Annotated in this window: 22 protein-coding genes; 1 reads left to right on the forward strand and 21 read right to left on the reverse strand. The window is 25.1% G+C overall.

Features of this window, described 5'->3' with window-relative positions:
- Nucleotides 1-6 precede the first annotated feature (6 nt).
- Both D3Z33_RS01645 and D3Z33_RS01650 read right to left on the reverse strand, forming a co-directional pair.
- A complete protein-coding gene (locus D3Z33_RS01645) occupies nt 7-915 on the reverse strand; it encodes a DMT family transporter (protein WP_347561169.1) in 909 nt (302 codons plus the stop codon).
- Between the two features lie 114 nt (nt 916-1,029).
- Nucleotides 1,030-1,893, reverse strand: a complete 864-nt coding sequence (locus D3Z33_RS01650) for a DUF1002 domain-containing protein (protein ID WP_160196055.1) — start codon at nt 1,891-1,893, stop codon at nt 1,030-1,032.
- 179 nt (nt 1,894-2,072) lie between these two features.
- Between D3Z33_RS01650 and D3Z33_RS01655 the strand changes: the two genes are divergently transcribed.
- The gene (locus tag D3Z33_RS01655; RefSeq protein ID WP_160196056.1) at nt 2,073-2,399 is read left to right on the forward strand and encodes a hypothetical protein; all 327 of its coding nucleotides are present in this window, start codon (nt 2,073-2,075) and stop codon (nt 2,397-2,399) included.
- A 39-nt stretch (nt 2,400-2,438) separates the two neighbouring features.
- Here D3Z33_RS01655 and ric read toward each other — a convergent pair whose 3' ends face one another.
- From ric to D3Z33_RS01750, 19 genes are all read right to left on the reverse strand, one after another.
- Entirely contained in the window at nt 2,439-3,140 is a 702-nt protein-coding gene (gene ric / locus D3Z33_RS01660) for an iron-sulfur cluster repair di-iron protein (RefSeq protein ID WP_160196057.1), read from the reverse strand.
- 13 nt (nt 3,141-3,153) lie between these two features.
- The gene (locus D3Z33_RS01665) at nt 3,154-3,903 is read right to left on the reverse strand and encodes a DUF438 domain-containing protein (RefSeq protein WP_431768823.1); all 750 of its coding nucleotides are present in this window, start codon (nt 3,901-3,903) and stop codon (nt 3,154-3,156) included.
- Between the two features lie 14 nt (nt 3,904-3,917).
- Nucleotides 3,918-5,144 carry an FprA family A-type flavoprotein gene (locus D3Z33_RS01670; RefSeq protein WP_431768825.1) on the reverse strand — a complete coding sequence of 409 codons (1,227 nt, stop codon included), beginning with the start codon at nt 5,142-5,144 and terminating at the stop codon, nt 3,918-3,920.
- A 147-nt stretch (nt 5,145-5,291) separates the two neighbouring features.
- Nucleotides 5,292-5,657: a hypothetical protein gene (locus D3Z33_RS01675; protein WP_160196059.1), complete on the reverse strand. Its 366-nt coding sequence runs from the start codon at nt 5,655-5,657 to the stop codon at nt 5,292-5,294.
- 79 nt (nt 5,658-5,736) lie between these two features.
- Complete coding sequence (locus tag D3Z33_RS01680; protein ID WP_160196060.1) at nt 5,737-6,354, reverse strand: SGNH/GDSL hydrolase family protein; 618 nt, start codon at nt 6,352-6,354, stop codon at nt 5,737-5,739.
- A gap of 681 nt (nt 6,355-7,035) precedes the next feature.
- Nucleotides 7,036-8,334 carry a DUF4179 domain-containing protein gene (locus D3Z33_RS01685; RefSeq protein ID WP_160196061.1) on the reverse strand — a complete coding sequence of 433 codons (1,299 nt, stop codon included), beginning with the start codon at nt 8,332-8,334 and terminating at the stop codon, nt 7,036-7,038.
- A complete protein-coding gene (locus D3Z33_RS01690; RefSeq protein WP_160196062.1) occupies nt 8,327-8,848 on the reverse strand; it encodes an RNA polymerase sigma factor in 522 nt (173 codons plus the stop codon). The genes D3Z33_RS01685 and D3Z33_RS01690 overlap by 8 nt, the downstream gene beginning before the upstream one ends.
- 149 nt (nt 8,849-8,997) lie before the next feature.
- A complete protein-coding gene (locus tag D3Z33_RS01695; RefSeq protein ID WP_160196063.1) occupies nt 8,998-9,471 on the reverse strand; it encodes an ASCH domain-containing protein in 474 nt (157 codons plus the stop codon).
- A gap of 72 nt (nt 9,472-9,543) precedes the next feature.
- Nucleotides 9,544-10,368: a GNAT family N-acetyltransferase gene (locus D3Z33_RS01700; protein ID WP_160196064.1), complete on the reverse strand. Its 825-nt coding sequence runs from the start codon at nt 10,366-10,368 to the stop codon at nt 9,544-9,546.
- A 1-nt stretch (nt 10,369) separates the two neighbouring features.
- Nucleotides 10,370-10,636 (reverse strand): GrpB family protein, encoded by a 267-nt coding sequence (locus D3Z33_RS16860; RefSeq protein ID WP_160196065.1) that lies wholly within the window; start codon nt 10,634-10,636, stop codon nt 10,370-10,372.
- Entirely contained in the window at nt 10,617-10,832 is a 216-nt protein-coding gene (locus tag D3Z33_RS16865; RefSeq protein ID WP_160196066.1) for a GrpB family protein, read from the reverse strand. The genes D3Z33_RS16860 and D3Z33_RS16865 overlap by 20 nt, the downstream gene beginning before the upstream one ends.
- A gap of 14 nt (nt 10,833-10,846) precedes the next feature.
- Nucleotides 10,847-11,404: a GrpB family protein gene (locus tag D3Z33_RS01715; RefSeq protein WP_160196067.1), complete on the reverse strand. Its 558-nt coding sequence runs from the start codon at nt 11,402-11,404 to the stop codon at nt 10,847-10,849.
- Nucleotides 11,401-11,691: a hypothetical protein gene (locus tag D3Z33_RS01720; RefSeq protein WP_160196068.1), complete on the reverse strand. Its 291-nt coding sequence runs from the start codon at nt 11,689-11,691 to the stop codon at nt 11,401-11,403. The genes D3Z33_RS01715 and D3Z33_RS01720 overlap by 4 nt, the downstream gene beginning before the upstream one ends.
- Nucleotides 11,692-11,710: 19 nt before the next feature.
- A complete protein-coding gene (locus tag D3Z33_RS01725) occupies nt 11,711-12,070 on the reverse strand; it encodes a DUF6483 family protein (RefSeq protein WP_160196069.1) in 360 nt (119 codons plus the stop codon).
- Between the two features lie 54 nt (nt 12,071-12,124).
- On the reverse strand, nt 12,125-12,598 hold the full coding sequence (locus D3Z33_RS01730) for a GNAT family N-acetyltransferase (protein WP_201750392.1): 474 nt from the start codon (nt 12,596-12,598) through the stop codon (nt 12,125-12,127).
- A 23-nt stretch (nt 12,599-12,621) separates the two neighbouring features.
- Nucleotides 12,622-13,665 (reverse strand): S66 family peptidase, encoded by a 1,044-nt coding sequence (locus tag D3Z33_RS01735; RefSeq protein WP_160196070.1) that lies wholly within the window; start codon nt 13,663-13,665, stop codon nt 12,622-12,624.
- Between the two features lie 22 nt (nt 13,666-13,687).
- Nucleotides 13,688-14,461 (reverse strand): class I SAM-dependent methyltransferase, encoded by a 774-nt coding sequence (locus D3Z33_RS01740; protein WP_160196071.1) that lies wholly within the window; start codon nt 14,459-14,461, stop codon nt 13,688-13,690.
- 54 nt (nt 14,462-14,515) lie between these two features.
- On the reverse strand, nt 14,516-15,061 hold the full coding sequence (locus tag D3Z33_RS01745; RefSeq protein ID WP_160196072.1) for a GNAT family N-acetyltransferase: 546 nt from the start codon (nt 15,059-15,061) through the stop codon (nt 14,516-14,518).
- Nucleotides 15,062-15,115: 54 nt separating this feature from the next.
- Nucleotides 15,116-15,667, reverse strand: coding sequence for a 2-phosphoglycerate kinase (locus D3Z33_RS01750; protein ID WP_160196073.1), 552 nt, complete (start codon nt 15,665-15,667; stop codon nt 15,116-15,118).
- Nucleotides 15,668-15,950: the final 283 nt, after the last annotated feature.

Raw genomic sequence — 15,950 nt, forward strand, 5'->3', positions numbered from 1 at the left:
TTATATTTATATATTTTCATTATTTATCTTTTGAGACTTTTTTCTTAAAAACTCCCATTTAGTTTCTGCAGTGATAATTCCAACAAAAATAATAGCACTACCTATAACCATTTTAATTGTAAATAATTCTCCCAATAAAAGAATTGAAAAAAGAGTTCCAAATACAGCTTCCAAACTAAGTATAATAGCAGTATGAGTTGAGGTTGTATATTTCTGTGCTATATTTTGTATTAAGAAAGCTATTAATGTGCTAACTCCTCCTAGATAAAGTACAGTAAACCAACCTTGTCCACTTATATCTAAATTTATAGGCTCAAACGGTATTGCAAGAATGATAGAAAATATTGCTGCAAAAATAAATTGTAATATTGTAAGTACTATAGGGTCATGTTTTTTTGCAAAATGACCTATTGATGTAATATGTGCTGCAAAAAGTAATGCACATAAAAGTGTAAGTAAATCACCACTATTTAATGCAACTCCACCTTCAAGAGTCAAAAATCCTATCCCTACAAGTGTTATAAAAGTAGCTAATATCTCAAGATTATGTGGCTTTCTTTTACTTATAAACCAAAAAAGAAAAGGAACCATTACTACATTTGTAGCAGTTAGAAACGCTTGCTTGCTAGCTGTAGTAAATTGTAAGCCTACTGTTTGTGCTGCAAATGCTGAAAATAAAAAACTACCTATTATAGCACCCGCTATTATATCACTTTTATTTACAGTTTTAAGCTTTTTAAAAAATACTACACTCATTAAAATAGAAGCTATAATAAATCTCATAGCATTCATAAAAAGTGGTGTCATATTATCTAATCCATTTTTAGTTACAACAAATCCACTACCCCATATAATGGCAACTAATACTAATGCCATATCTGCATATAAACTTTTTTTCTTATCTAATTTTACCACTACATCACCTCTTTATATTTAAGTTATAATTACATTATAGTCCATATAATATAAAAGGTAAATGAGAAAAAAGATATAAAATACCCTTAAGAATATTATTCTTAAGGGTAAATATTAATTAAATATACTATTAAAAAATTCTTTTATAGCATCTATTATCTTTCCAATAAATGATCTTGCTTCTGGGTTTTCATCTAATGCTTTATCAATCTTGTCGCCTAAACCTTTAATTTGATTTTTTATTTCATTTAAATCTAAATCAAGTCCAGATATCTTGTCCATTAATTTTGATATATCATCAATTTGTTCCTGAGTTAAGTTTATATTTAATTCATTTGCCTTATCTTCTACTACTTCTTTTATTTCATTTATATTTGTAATATTATTATTTATAATATAAATTTTAATCTCATTTATTAATTCTGTTGCCTTTTCTTTTCCTATATTCTCATCTTTACCTAATTCTGAAGTTTTTGCTAATTCCTCTGATGCTATTTCTTTTTCTTCTTCAGATATTTTTTCACCTGATAAATCTTCAAATGCCTTTATTATACCAGTAAGAGCTGCTGTGCCTGTAACTTTCATAGGACTATTTACCATTACTTTAGCATCTTTTATTCCTACTGTCACTAAAGCATTTTTATACATTTCATTAGTTACCCATGTAATATTATTACTATCTACTTCAATACCTGCACCGTCTTCAAGTTTTTCAACATAAACAGAAGACAATGCTCTAGTACCTATTATACTTTCATCAATATGTTCTAAAAAGTATTTTCTTTCTTCTTCATTTGTCACTTCAATAACTCTTACATCTTCACCTACTCCAAAGTATTCTTTCATTTCTTCTTTTTGTTTATCAGTTAAATCTTCTCCAATACTTACTACATTTTCACCCACTACTGCATCAGCAAAACCAAAAGATGATATAGCAAATATAGATATTAAAAGTATAGACATTATTTTCTTAATCATAAAAACACTCCTTTTAACTTGTTAAATGTATTATACCATATTGATAATATTTTAATCTATATTTGTAGTTATAATGAAATATGTTATTAATATTACAAAATTAAATTTTCATTAGTTTCTGATAATTCATGATAAATACTGTTTATATATGGTATAATTTTGTAAAGAAGGTATTGTATATGAAAAAATATGGTGCTCTTATAGGATTATCTAGCTTATCATTAATTGAATTTATATTTTATCTAAATAGTGGTAGGGATGATTTAGAGTCATTCTTTTTGATTTGGGCTATAGTTTGGTTATCCATTATACTGTTTGGGCTTGTAAATAATTTTCAAAATAACAATACATACAATACAGCAAGTCCTATGGGTAACCCCTATGACTTTCTCGTTAATTCACGATTAAAAGTAAAATCTAAAACATCTAAAATTTCATTTACATTAGTTTTGATGTTAATATTTTTATTCGGACTTAATTTACTTGGATATTTGATTTTTATGTAATATAAATGCTAGTTCTAAATTAGAACTAGCATTTATTATTTATTTAAGTCTTTCAAATAATATATTATTTTCCAAATGAATATGCTCAAATAAATCTTTTTCTATAGCTTCAATTTTTTCAAAAGTTATTCTATATGTGTTACAACCATCTTCTGGAACTTTAAATCCATCTGTTATTTTTCTCATTTCTTTTAATATATCTCCTGCTGCCTCATGTTCTGATTCTGTTTCTTCTAATACTTTAAAAGCTTTTTTTCTATTTTCTTCTGTAGGATCTTTTTCATATTGTTTAATCATAGGGAATAATAATTCTTCTTCTTTTATTAAATGCTCTTCTATTTCAGCTTTTAAGTTATTAAATAATCTGTGTAATTTTGATAATTCAGTTCCATGTGATACATAATGCACTTTTAATATTTTTGAAAGTAATTCCTGTGTAATAGGCATTTCTTCTTTCATAAATGTATGATGCTTATTTACAATATAATCTATTTGTTCACTCATAGTTTTTTCTTTGAAGTTGTCACTACTTTCTAATTCATCTTTCATCTTTTCATATCCACTATTCAATCTATCTAATAATTCATATTCATTTAAATCTTTTTCTTCTATAGCAACACTAAGTGGTCTGTCTCCACCACAACAAAAATCTATTTCATAATCCATAAATATATTTGTAGCTCCTGGAAAAATTGTTGCTATTTCACCTATTCTTTGCTCTTTATTTATTATTTTATTCATTGATATTACCTCCTTATTTATTAGGTGTAAAACTACAATATCCTATTTCATCACATCTATTCTTCATTTCATCCCAAGTATCTACTTTTTCTATTGATTCTAAAGCTGTAGGATATAATATATAATTTTCTTTGAATATATGATCCCTTAGATTAAAAACTATATATTTAGATACTTCATCTAACTTGATTTTAAATTCTTCAAAGTCCATATTTTCTACATTATGAGAAATTTCTTTTAATAAGTTTTTTCTTTCCCTCAAATTATCATGTTCCATTCTCATAATTCTAGTTGGTCCTGTAATCTCTCTATCTTCCATTTCTAAAAATAATACTTCTTCTTCTCTTTGATGATGCTTTTCCGCATCTAATATATTAATTGATAACTGTCTTAACTTTTTAAACTCTTCTCTATCTTTACTATAATTAGTCATTTCTTGTACTTTTAAATTTAATCTATCTAACTCTGTTAAGAATTCTAATATACTGTCATGTTCACTTATCAATGTTTCTAATACATGGCCTTCATCTATTTTTAACTTGAGTTTTTCTAATTCATCTTTTAACACTTCCATATGAATATCACATAAATGTCTTAAATCTTCTGGTTTCATTCCTTTATCAATCAATTTTTGCTCAGCTATTGATAATTCTAAAGGATTAATATTTTTAACTAATTCTAATGCTTCATTTCTTAATTCAGGAGTTATATTTCCTTTATTAAGCTTTTCTAATATATTTGATAATTTATCTATTTTATTCACTATAATCACTCTCCTTAACTTACTAACATATCTTTTATTACTCGTGTAGAAGCTTTCACTTCTTCTATATTTTCCTTATCTGGATTAAATTTTACTCTTATTGGAAACTTGATATTATCCATACCCGTTGTTTTAATTACATATGAACTATCTACTAATTTTATATTTGTATCTTGTAAATAGTCTTTTATAACTTCTACTGCTTCTCCACTCCATCCATAAGATCCAAATGCAATACCTAATTTTTCTTCTAAATTCATATATTTTAATATTTTTAATACTTTTTCTATGCCACCTACCATATCTGCATATCTTGTAGAACTTCCAAAGAAAATAGCATCAGAACTCTTAATTTTTTCTTTTACATCATCTATATCTACATTTTCTTTTATATTCATCATTTCTGTTTTTATTCCTTGTAATTCTAGTTCTTCAGCTATATGTTTTGATATTCTCTTTGTATTTCCTGTCATTGTAGAAAAAAGTATAAGTGCATTTTTATCTTTATTTGGTTTGCTCATTTCATCATACAGATCAATATATTTCTTAGGCTTATCCCTTAAAACATATCCATGGGATGGAGCTATTATATCTATATCAAGTTTTCTAATTTTTTCTATCATATCTTGAACATATGGTCTATGAGGATGCATAATCAAACTATAATAAACTTTAAAATCTTCTGTAATATCCTCAGGAGCTAAGTCATTAAATAATTTATCAGTAGCTATATGAGTGCTGAATATATCACAAGGATATAATACTTTATCTTCCACTGAATAAGTTATCATTGTTTCTTCTGTATGAAGGAAAGGTGTTTCAAAGAATTTAAGTGTCTTGCCTCCTATATCCAAAGTATCTCCATCTTTTATAATCATGAATTTTTTATGGTGAAGTTTATACATTTCCTTAAGTTCTTCTGCCCCTAGCTCTGTTGTAACTATTGTAGCTTGTTTAGCTTTATTAATTAATGCTGGTAATCCTCCAGAATGATCTGGCTCAACATGATTTATAACTATATACTGTATTTTTTCTAATTCTATATAATCTTTTAACTCTTCAACAAAATTTCTTCCAAAACTTATATCTACTGTATCTATAATTGTTGGTTTTTCAGTATCTAAAAAATAACTATTATAAGTTGTTCCTTTTTCTAATGTTAATCTATGAAAAGGTACCTTTCTGTCATCTACATATCCTACCCAATATGAATTTTTAGCTATTAATTTATCGTTCATTATAATACCTCCTAGAGTTTTTTCTCTGTATCTTTAATTACATTATAATGGAGGATAAAATATAAATCTGTGATAAATATCAAAATCCCGATAAAATTACTCGGGATTAAAATAAAAGTTGTTTTAACGCAAAAAAACTAATATCTTTAATTAGATATCAGTTTTCATATTATTAATCTTTCTCTTTTGTCCTTTTCGAAAAAAATTATTTGATAATCTAGATGTTGATAGTATATACATCCATATCATAAAAATAGCTGATTCTTTGTCAAGTAATATTTTACTTAATAAAAAATACATGGCTAAAATAGAAATAGTATTGTTAAAAAAATATAGAACCTTACTTTTATAATTTTTAATATAATTACTAATTAAGAGAATTACCATATATAATATGCTTCCTGTCCATGATATTAACCAAGAATTTCCATGATTATAATGTGATGAAGTAGAAAGCAGGATTATACCCAATATGATGATTGTAATAAAAATCATTATTTTGATTATTGGCTTCATAATGTAATCCTCCTTCAAATTATTATATGCTTAATTTTGTACGGCTAGTATACATTGTGACTCCCTTATATCTTGTAAATTATATGTATATATAATTTAAATACCCTGCAATAAATGCTGCTTGTAATTTTTTAATATTATCTTTAAAATGAACATGATCTGAATAAATATCTACCCCCAAATTTTTAGTAAAATTATATATGTCTATGTATGGTATGTTGTATTCTTTCATTATTTGTTTAGCAGCATTATCATAACTTTTTACATCTTCACCATATCTTAAAAATCCTTCTTTCCTTAAATTATGAATTTCGTCTATTACAGGAGTTAATCCAATCCATATAACTTTATTTGCAATTGTTTTCGATATTTCAATTATTTTAATTAAATTTAACTTGTATTCTTCTAACTCAACTTGAATTTTATTTGAAAATCTATCAACTCTGATATCATGTAAACCACAATTGATAATCAAAATATCATATTTAAGATTTTTTTGATACTCTTCTGTTAAATACTCTAGAACCATTCTACTATCACCTGCATTAGCACCAATTGGTTTATCCAAATTCTTTAATGCCTGTTCTATACCTCTTTTTCTATCATAATCAAATTTATCTTTTATCATTTTTCTAAGGTATGGACCATAGTGTATTGATACGCTATCACCTATAACAAATATTTTTTGCCTTTCCATATATTTCTCTCCTTATTATTTTTTAAATTTATAATGTATTAAGTTAAAAGATAATATAATAGTGCTTGTGATTTTTTTGATACTTCTTATTAGAAGCTACAGTAGATCCTATACCTAAAACTATTCCAATTACAAATTTTAGTGCTGTAATCGTTTTAAAAAACTACTTTCCAATTAGAGTCATAGGTATTATATATTGATTATCAGATTACGTTTTAGAATAGATATTACTACTTGGTACTTGTCCAGATTCATTATTTAACATACTATGATATTGATACAAACTTTCTATTTCTCATATACATATCCCTTTTCTAAATATCTTCCATAGCATCTAATCTATCTTCTTTATATTTAAGGTAAACATATACTAATTTATAATATTCATCTTTTTAGTACATAACTAATTGAACTAATGAGTCTTTATCTCCAGTTTTTGCTTTTTTCACTAGAGTTTTTTTCTGCATTATTTCACTTCTCTATTATATATAATAGTATCATATCTCTTAAAAAGTTCAATTTAATTTATAAATATAACAAATTAGGTATATATACATAAATTTTTTCATTTAAATACTTAATAATAGCAAATATAATATAAATCTGTGATTAATTTAAAAACTAAATATATGCATAAAAAATGCTAGATATCAATTTTCGATATCTAGCATAATAAAAACTCTAATCTATAGGTATATCAATAACTTTATTATACTCTTTAGAATAAGTCATTCTCCTTATATCTAATTTATAGTTTTCTCCAACACCTTCAAATTCTAAAGTTCTAGTATAAAGAATTTTTCCATCTTTTAACTTCTTATGTTTTCCATCAGTTGTTCTATTTAATTCTATTTTTTTTTCATTTGCCAATAAATATAATTCTGAAATAACTACATCTTCCTCAGTTGTAATAGTAATTAAAGTTTTTCCTTTTTTTTCTTCAATATTATTTATCAATACATTTTGATTATATATTTTAAAATCTTTATTTTTAATTTCCTTATTTATATCTATAATCTCATTTACATCATTATCCCCAGAAAAACTAACTAATTCCAATTTTAGAGATTTTAAATCTTTTGGTAATGGATCATATTCTTTATGAAATGTAATACCCTTAAGATCTGTACTACTCCCTCCCCCTTGAGATTGAAGTTCTTCATCATTTGCATATAGTTTTATTTCTATTCTATCTGGTCTTAATCTTTCATTACTTATAGTATCTTTAGCAAGTTCAAAAATATTTTGTATTGAACCTTTAATAATTGTTCGTGTAGGAGAAGCCAAAATAGAATCAAAATGTATATCCTCTCTGTCTATTTTAATGGTTTTATTAATAGAAGATTTTAGAGTGTTTCCCATAGCTTTATCTCTATCTATTTTAAATGAAATTTCTCCTTCTTCATTTATATTTTCATTAAATAAATGAATTTTAAAATCTAATGTTCTTTCAAAAAAATAAGGTGTCTCAAAACTTTGTATATACTTAATCATTGTTCCTTCATCATTAGATTTTCCTTGCCCTCCTTCAGGAGAATACTCATTTATTAATCCTTTTAAGCTTAATTGGGGTATCATATCTTGTGCATTTCCACTAGGATCTTTTATTGTATAAAATGCTAATAATTGACTGTCATCTATCATAATAGCATCTAATTTTACAGAGACATCATTCTCAAAAGTATAACTTTTATTAATAATTTGACCTTTACCTTGTTCATTTAAATCTTTTATGGCGCCATTCATTACATTGTCATATCCTAATATTTTTTTACCATAAAAGGCTAAAGCATCAAAGTTATACCCAATTAATAAAAACACTAAACTTGCAGCTATAATTCTGATTAATTTACTTTTGTTTCTTTTTGGAATTTGCTTATCTTCTAATGCTTTTGTAAGTCTATATTCTAAATTATCTGGAGCATTAATTTTATCTAATTCTTTTTTCTTGTTTTTTAACATCTTCTCTATATTATTCAATATCTTCACCTCCAATTTTATCTTTCAATTTCTTTATGGCATTAGAAATTCGAGATTTTACCGTTCCCAAAGGTATATTCAATATTTGTGATATAACCTTATATTCTAAATCTAAAAAATATCGTAATCTAATTACATCTTGGTACTTTTCTCCTAATTGTGATATGTATTTTTCTAATATAATTTTATTATCCCTTTTTTCAATATCTCCCTCATAATATAATTCATTTATAGAATTTAATGGAATTGTTTTTTTTCTTTCCTTAATAATCCTTTTACACCTATTAACTAATATAGTCTTACTCCAACTATAAAAAGATTCATGTTTTTTTAACTTATCAATATTTTCATATAAAATTATAATCATATCTTCCATAGCATCTAATGCATCTTCTTTATTTTTAAGATAAACATATGCTAATTTATAATATTCATCTTTTTGGTATATAACTAATTGAACTAATGCGTTTTTATCTCCAGCCTTTGCTTTTTTCACTAGAATTTTTGTCTGCATTATTTCACCTCTCTTTCATATATAAGAGTATCATCTATATTAAAAAGTTCAATTTAATTTATAAATATAACAAATTAGGTATATATCTTAAATTTAAGATATATACCTAATTTGTTTATCTTCCACATCATTTTCTCTATGTATTAATGCTATTTATATACTACTTCAAATTCCTCAAATACCACTGGCATATCTTCTGAAAATTTCATATTATATTCTTCTAATTCGTTTTCAAAGAAGTCTATATGAACTCTTATCCAATATTCTAAAGTCTTATCCCCTTCACCTTCTATTTCTGCCATTTCTTCATTTACATCTTTAAAAGGAAGAATAATTATTTTTTTAGTTCTTATAATACACTGAGCAGCTCCATCCCAATTAGTAATGATACTATAATCATAAACTTTAGGTAATTCTTCATCATCTATATTGTAAAGATCATAAAGTGATGCAGTTCCTCTTTTAGTTCCTTGTAGTACTAACTTTGCCAAATTATTAGCACTTTCTTTATCGCTACAAAAATACCATGATGTATAAGATTTATTAGTACCTTCTATATCTTCACCTATAGAAAATAAGTAATCTTCCCACATTTTAATTATTGATGCATGTTCATTTTCCATATTTTTAATCCTCCAATATTTATTCTAATTTGTTTTAAATATATAAGTCTATTTAATGCTTTATATGCTACTTTAAGTTAAAAACTCATATGCATAATCTAGTTGTCTTTCAAAACCCATAGATTCATATGTTTTCATTGCAGATTTATTTAAAACTGAAGTTACTAAAATTGGATTTTTATATTCCCTAATTGCAGTATCTATCATATGACCAATTAACTCCTTTCCTAATCCTTTGTTTCTATAATCTTTATCAATATAAACACTTGTAATCTCTGCAAATTTTCGTGTTTTTCCTATAAACCTTGCCATTCCTATAGGTTTATTTTCATAATATAGAATATAAACTCCCATTTTTACCTTTTCTAATATTTTTTCATTATTAGTAACAGATTTTATTTCTTCTTCTGTTTCTGCTTCTAAAAAAGATACTGTAAATTTTTTTATTATTTCTAAATCTTTATCTCTAAAATTTGCAAGTCTAACTTTAGTCTTATACCTTTTATTAATATTTTTATATTTATCTTGATTTAAATTATAAAAAATATTAGGAGTTATATTTCTTTTATAGCCTAAAATTCTAATTATATCTTTAACATCTGCCATTTTTCCTGATAACAAAATTCTTTTATAATTTAATTCATTAATTTTAAATGCAATATCTTTTAACCCAATTTTATTTGTATATGAAAAATTAGTTAAATATGAATTTCCATCATTTTTTATATGCAAAATATCAGTTATTCTTTCTTGAGTTTTATTAATATATAATTCACCTATATCATTTATATTATTTTGAATCAAATCAATTAATATTGTATTGTATATTTCATCATGATATAAGAATTTCAATATTTTATTTTTTAAATTATCTGTTATAATATTTATTCTTTCCATATTAATTTTCACCATATTCTAAAAAGTATTTCTTAGATTTTTCTATAATATCTAAAATAAAATCAACTTTTTTTGTAGTATATGTTTCTCTATCATTAGCATATTTCTGTGCAAGATTCTTCTTTAATTCAGCATATTGTTCTCTTATATCTTCATTTAACCTTAAATAATCAAGAAATAGTAGTTGGTTTAACCAACTTGTACTATCTATTTCTTCAATATGAATGTGATGAGTTTTATTGTTTATATCACCTTTCTCCTTCTTCAAGTGAAGTTACAGCAATAGCTATATCAATTATTGGTTTCGCTTCTAATCCTTCAATAGAAGTGCTCCCAACATGCTGAATATCTATAATGTTATTTCCAATAGAATCTTTTAGAATATCCCTTTCTTTTTCATATTCTAACACCCATTGAGGATTATAAGTTTTAAGCTTTATTACTCCTTTTGGTAAGCCTAACATTACAAAACTCCTTTTTATTTACTATTTATATTTTTAATTCTATCTAGCTCTTCTGATTCCATACCTTCTGATTTTAATATTGAAGTTATTAATTCAGTTTTCCCTTCAATATATGAATCAATATCATTAGTATATTTATCTGCTAATTTTCTCTTTAATTGACTATATAACACAACAGATTGCTTATTATTTCTTAGATGATTTCTTAATAATAAATGATTTATAAGATTTTCACTATCCTTCATACAAACATATAAATGATGTTCCATCCAAGTTATTTTAGGATTATTTGGATCATATTTTAACATTTCTCTTCCTTCTATACCTAAATTCCCTATATGCTTATATCCAACACTTTCTAGTAATTCTATTGATTTCTTAGAATCTTCTTTATTTTCAACAATAATATCAATATCTAAAATAGGTTTTGCCCAAAGTCCTTCAACTGATGTGCTTCCTACATGTTCAACTTTTATATTTATATTTTCTAGTAAATTTTCATAAAAGCATTTTGCTTTATTAAATTCTTCTTTCCACTTAGGATTATATGGTTCAACTATTATTTTTCTCATTTTTTACTATCCTTCCTAAATAACGATATTCCACCAAAGCCACTTATAATTGCTATATAAAATCCAAAATCATAAAACCATCCTGTATTCATAGTTTCATATACCCTTATATTTTCTTTAAATATCCCTGCTATAAGTGATATTGGTGCAATCCATCCATGCCAAACACCCCAAAAGAATCCAGCACGATCTGATGAAGTATATGTACCATCTCCTGGTATACACCCTGATAATATTAAAGGTACTCCTAATGCTACAATAAATAATAAAGATAATTTTTTCTTCATAATGTTCTCTCCTTCAAAATTATATTGATATACCAAATTCTTGTGCTATTTCCTTAAGTCCTAGTTCAATCTCTTCTCTAGAAAAATCATTTTCCTCAAGGAATTCATCACTTAGATTGTTAAGTCTATCATAAAAATCTAAAGCTAACAATATATGATCCTTATTTCTAACATCTAAATTCTCAAATAATAAATTTTCAGCTTCATTTATTTGTCCTTTTCCTATAAGCAATAATAATTGCTTATGTATATAATCAGTGTGAGTATAATGCTCATTATTTGTTATTTCATAAGTAACAGTATCTTTATTTAAAAGGACTTTAGCTAAAAACCTTATTATATTTCTTATAATTCTCATTACATAGTCTTGCTCAAACATTAATACCACTCCTAATTGTGAAAACCATTACTTACTTAAGTTATAAAATTTAATTTATATCTCTCTGCTTAATCTTATCATATCTATACATCTTATCCCATTTTCTATAATCTCATCAGGATAATGTTTAATAAAGAAATCTCTATCAATTCCAATTATACGAAACCCACACTTTTGATATAATGCTAATTGTTCTAAACTAGAATTACCTGTTCCAACTTCTAAAGTTTTTTGTCCTAGTTTTTTTGTTTTTTCTATTGCATCTAAAACCATAATTTTGCCTATACCTAGTCCTTGTTTTTCTTCCTTTACTGCTATATTTATAAGTTCCATTGTATATGGTCTAGTCTTTAACAAAATGTACGCTCCAATAATTTCGTCATGCATCAATGCAATATAGCAAGTTCCTCTATTAATATATTCATTTATTGCATCTTTAGAAGGATCTGCTAAAAGTAATAATTCAATTGGAATTTTATCATCTTTTCTTAATTTACAAATTACAATATCATTATTAATTTTATTCATATATGAACACCTCTTATATTTAACTAATCATCAGATACTCCTGATTCATTAATTTTAAATGTTTTATTATCACAATCTATTTCTGCTTCAACTCCATAAGGTAATATACACATTGGAGAGGTATGTCCAAAATTCATATTATACATAATTGGTAAATCATATCTTTTTGATTCATCCCTTATAACTTTTAAATATTTCTCTTTATATTCTTCATAATATTTTTCATCTTGAGGCTTACCTATAATTAAACCATTTATTTTATCAAGAATACCTAGAGCATTATATGTTCTAAGATACCATTTTATATAATTTGGTGTAGGTTTATCTTCACTAGTTTCTAAAAATAAAATTTTATTTTCCCATTCTTTTAAATCAGGCCATAATTCTGTTCCTCTTAACCAGTCAAGTACCTCTATACAACCACCAATTAATTTACCTTTTACTTTGCCTTTTCCTTGAAGAATTTCATAACCTATTTTTTCAGTTTCTAACTTTCTTTTTATTTTACTATTTTCTTGTCTATCCCATGTCAACCACTCAGAAGTCCAATATTCACTTCCTTTTATTTCACCTATCATTTCATCACTAAATAATACTTTTTTTATCCAATTTATAGTATAATCATTCATCTCTACATTTTCAGCAAATTCTGCTAAGATACATGGTCCATAATAACTAGTTAATCCAGCTTTATAACACATAAAATGATTTATAGTTGTATCAGAATATCCCATGAATATTTTAGGATTATTTCTTATAACCTCAAAGTCTATATATGGTAAAAGTCTGATCGTATCATCTCCACCTATATTAGAAAATATTGCTTTAATTTCTTTATCTCGAAATGCATCCATCATATCTTTAGCTCTTGCCTCTGGATTTTCATTTAAATATTTACTACCTTTTAAACTATTTTTCATTTCTACAACTTTAAGTCCAAATACCTCTTCTAACCTTCTTTTTCCTATTTCATATCTATATCTAAATTCTTTATCTCCTGCTCCCCCCCATGATAAACTTACAATTGCTACTTTATCTCCTCTTTTTAGTTTCAAAGGTTTAATCATAATTCTCTCTCCCTAGTACTATTTATAATTTCAATGCTTTAGTTGCAATAAATGTATCTATATATTCATCTAATAAATCTCCATGACCAGAACTATCTTCATAGAAACCACCAATTAAAAATCCTGCATCAATCTGTGCACCAATTTGGCTTTGTAAAGAATGTCCAAAGTCTAATGTATCATTATTTTTTATTCTTTCTTCTAATTGTTCCTTAGGAAGATCATCTATATCTGAATATGGTATACTATTTGATACAATTAATTTATTATTTTTTTCCCATTCATATAAATCAAATATAAATGAAATAGGATTTACAAATCCAGATATTAATACTCCACCTTTTTTTAATATTCTATAACATTCTTTCCATACTAATTCAATATTTGAGATAAAACAGTTAGAAACAGGATGGAAAATAAAATCAAAGCTTTCATCTTCGAATCTCGATAAATCTCTCATATCTCCTTGTTCTAATTTTATAGATAAATTATCTCTTTCTGATACCATTTCATCTTTTTTTAACTGTTCTTTACTATTATCAAAAACTGTAACATTAGCTCCTAATGCTGAAACTATAGGACCTTGTTGTCCTCCACCAGACGCAAGACATAATACATTTTTACCTTTTATATCACCAATCCATTCTTTAGGAACAGGCTTTGTAGGAGTTAGCAACAATTCATATTTTCCTTTTTTTGCATCTTGTATTTGAGCTTTAGTTACAGGTATAGTCCATTTATTCCCTAATTTAACTTCATTATCCCAAGCCATACTATTATGTTTTAAAATATCCATATTTAAATCCCCTTTGTTTTTTATTACCTAATAATTCATCTCTTCTTAAATTCTCTATTTTAATCTTTCATAATCATTTTTAGTTAAGTTATAATATAACACATTTACTTTTTTATTATCTAATAATTTTATGTTTTCATTACGATTAAATTTATATCTAAAACCACATTTTTCATTAACTCTTCTAGACCTTTCATTGAAATCATAATGTCCACACCATATCAAATCTAAATTCATTTCTTCAAACCCATATTTAATTAAACGATTTACTGCCTCTGGAATATATCCATTTCCCCAGTATTCTGGATTTAAAACATAACCTATTTCTCTTTGTTTTAATTCTTTTAATTTATTATCTGGAGTTCTTTTATGTAATCCTATTCCACCAATCACCTTACTTTGTGACTTTAATTCTATGGCATAGACATCATTATTTTCTATAAATATTTTTATTATTTTTTTACTTTCATCTTCATCTTTATGTGGTTTCCATCCTGCATTAGGTCCAACTAAATTACTCTTTGCATATTCATACATATCCTTACTATCAGATTCTACCCATTTTCTTAAAATTAACCTTTCACTCTCTAATTTTTTCATAATATCTCCCTTCTTAATATTATAGGCTGTCCTATTTTAAAAGAATCTGTTAAATTAATTTATTTTACTATCTATGAAATCAATTACTCTATTAATTTCTTTATTATAATTATTATTTATTTCAAAATAATTAACTCCATTTTTATAACATTTTGCTCTAAATTTATCATGTTCATTAATAAAATCATCAACAGACCTATTTTCTTTATAAATTCTAGTTTCAATTATATTTCTATGTGAAATTATTCCTGATTCAAAATTTTGAATAATATACTCTCTAGAAAACCCTAAAAACACACTTATTATATTGTCCTTATAACAATCTTCAAAGTCATTAATAAGACTTGGCATTAAATAACAACCTTCAATAATTATATTTTGATTATTTTCAACACATGTCATTATAATTCCTTTAATTATAGGCCATAATTTCTCTGCTATTAATTCATCACTATCTGTAGATTTAAAGCCAAAATCTATCCCACTTCTATACAATCCCATTTTCATATGATCAATTGAATAATAGGGTATATTATATTTTTCCATTAATATTTGAGAAAGATTTGTCTTACCAGTACAACTGTTACCTCCAATTAATATAATCATTATTACCATCCTTTAATTGCTTATTATAAAATTTAAATCTAACTGAATTTAAAATTTTAATAAGTGATATTAAAATAATATTTTTTTCAATATAAATTCCTTGGAAACAAATTATGTAGAATAAATATGATATATCATATTTATTCTACATTTATCCTTAATAACCCTTTTATTCTAAAATTTTTTTCTATTTCTCATACTTTGTTAGATTTTTCAGAGATATTCATTATCTCATTAAAACTAATATTAAAACTTATTCGTATCTCTAAAAACTGTATTTATA

Origin of the sequence: Senegalia massiliensis, from assembly GCF_009911265.1 — a bacterium.
Lineage (GTDB): Bacteria > Bacillota > Clostridia > Tissierellales > SIT17 > Anaeromonas > Anaeromonas massiliensis_A.

Excerpts from the sequence above, each read along its gene's own strand:
- D3Z33_RS01740 (WP_160196071.1), bottom strand. The coding sequence starts at position 14,461 with ATGGATATTTTAAAACATAATAGTATGGCTTGGGATAATGAAGTTAAA.
- D3Z33_RS01675 (WP_160196059.1), bottom strand. The coding sequence starts at position 5,657 with ATGAAGCCAATAATCAAAATAATGATTTTTATTACAATCATCATATTG.
- D3Z33_RS01680 (WP_160196060.1), bottom strand. The coding sequence starts at position 6,354 with ATGGAAAGGCAAAAAATATTTGTTATAGGTGATAGCGTATCAATACAC.
- D3Z33_RS01700 (WP_160196064.1), bottom strand. The coding sequence starts at position 10,368 with ATGGAAAGAATAAATATTATAACAGATAATTTAAAAAATAAAATATTG.
- D3Z33_RS01720 (WP_160196068.1), bottom strand. The coding sequence starts at position 11,691 with ATGAAGAAAAAATTATCTTTATTATTTATTGTAGCATTAGGAGTACCT.
- D3Z33_RS01750 (WP_160196073.1), bottom strand. The coding sequence starts at position 15,667 with ATGATTATATTAATTGGAGGTAACAGTTGTACTGGTAAGACAAATCTT.
- D3Z33_RS01715 (WP_160196067.1), bottom strand. The coding sequence starts at position 11,404 with ATGAGAAAAATAATAGTTGAACCATATAATCCTAAGTGGAAAGAAGAA.
- D3Z33_RS01690 (WP_160196062.1), bottom strand. The coding sequence starts at position 8,848 with ATGCAGACAAAAATTCTAGTGAAAAAAGCAAAGGCTGGAGATAAAAAC.
- D3Z33_RS01745 (WP_160196072.1), bottom strand. The coding sequence starts at position 15,061 with ATGAAAAAATTAGAGAGTGAAAGGTTAATTTTAAGAAAATGGGTAGAA.
- D3Z33_RS01650 (WP_160196055.1), bottom strand. The coding sequence starts at position 1,893 with ATGATTAAGAAAATAATGTCTATACTTTTAATATCTATATTTGCTATA.
- D3Z33_RS16865 (WP_160196066.1), bottom strand. The coding sequence starts at position 10,832 with ATGTTAGGCTTACCAAAAGGAGTAATAAAGCTTAAAACTTATAATCCT.
- D3Z33_RS01730 (WP_201750392.1), bottom strand. The coding sequence starts at position 12,598 with ATGAATAAAATTAATAATGATATTGTAATTTGTAAATTAAGAAAAGAT.
- D3Z33_RS01735 (WP_160196070.1), bottom strand. The coding sequence starts at position 13,665 with ATGATTAAACCTTTGAAACTAAAAAGAGGAGATAAAGTAGCAATTGTA.
- D3Z33_RS01655 (WP_160196056.1), top strand. The coding sequence starts at position 2,073 with ATGAAAAAATATGGTGCTCTTATAGGATTATCTAGCTTATCATTAATT.
- D3Z33_RS01725 (WP_160196069.1), bottom strand. The coding sequence starts at position 12,070 with ATGTTTGAGCAAGACTATGTAATGAGAATTATAAGAAATATAATAAGG.
- D3Z33_RS01695 (WP_160196063.1), bottom strand. The coding sequence starts at position 9,471 with ATGGAAAATGAACATGCATCAATAATTAAAATGTGGGAAGATTACTTA.
- ric (WP_160196057.1), bottom strand. The coding sequence starts at position 3,140 with ATGAATAAAATAATAAATAAAGAGCAAAGAATAGGTGAAATAGCAACA.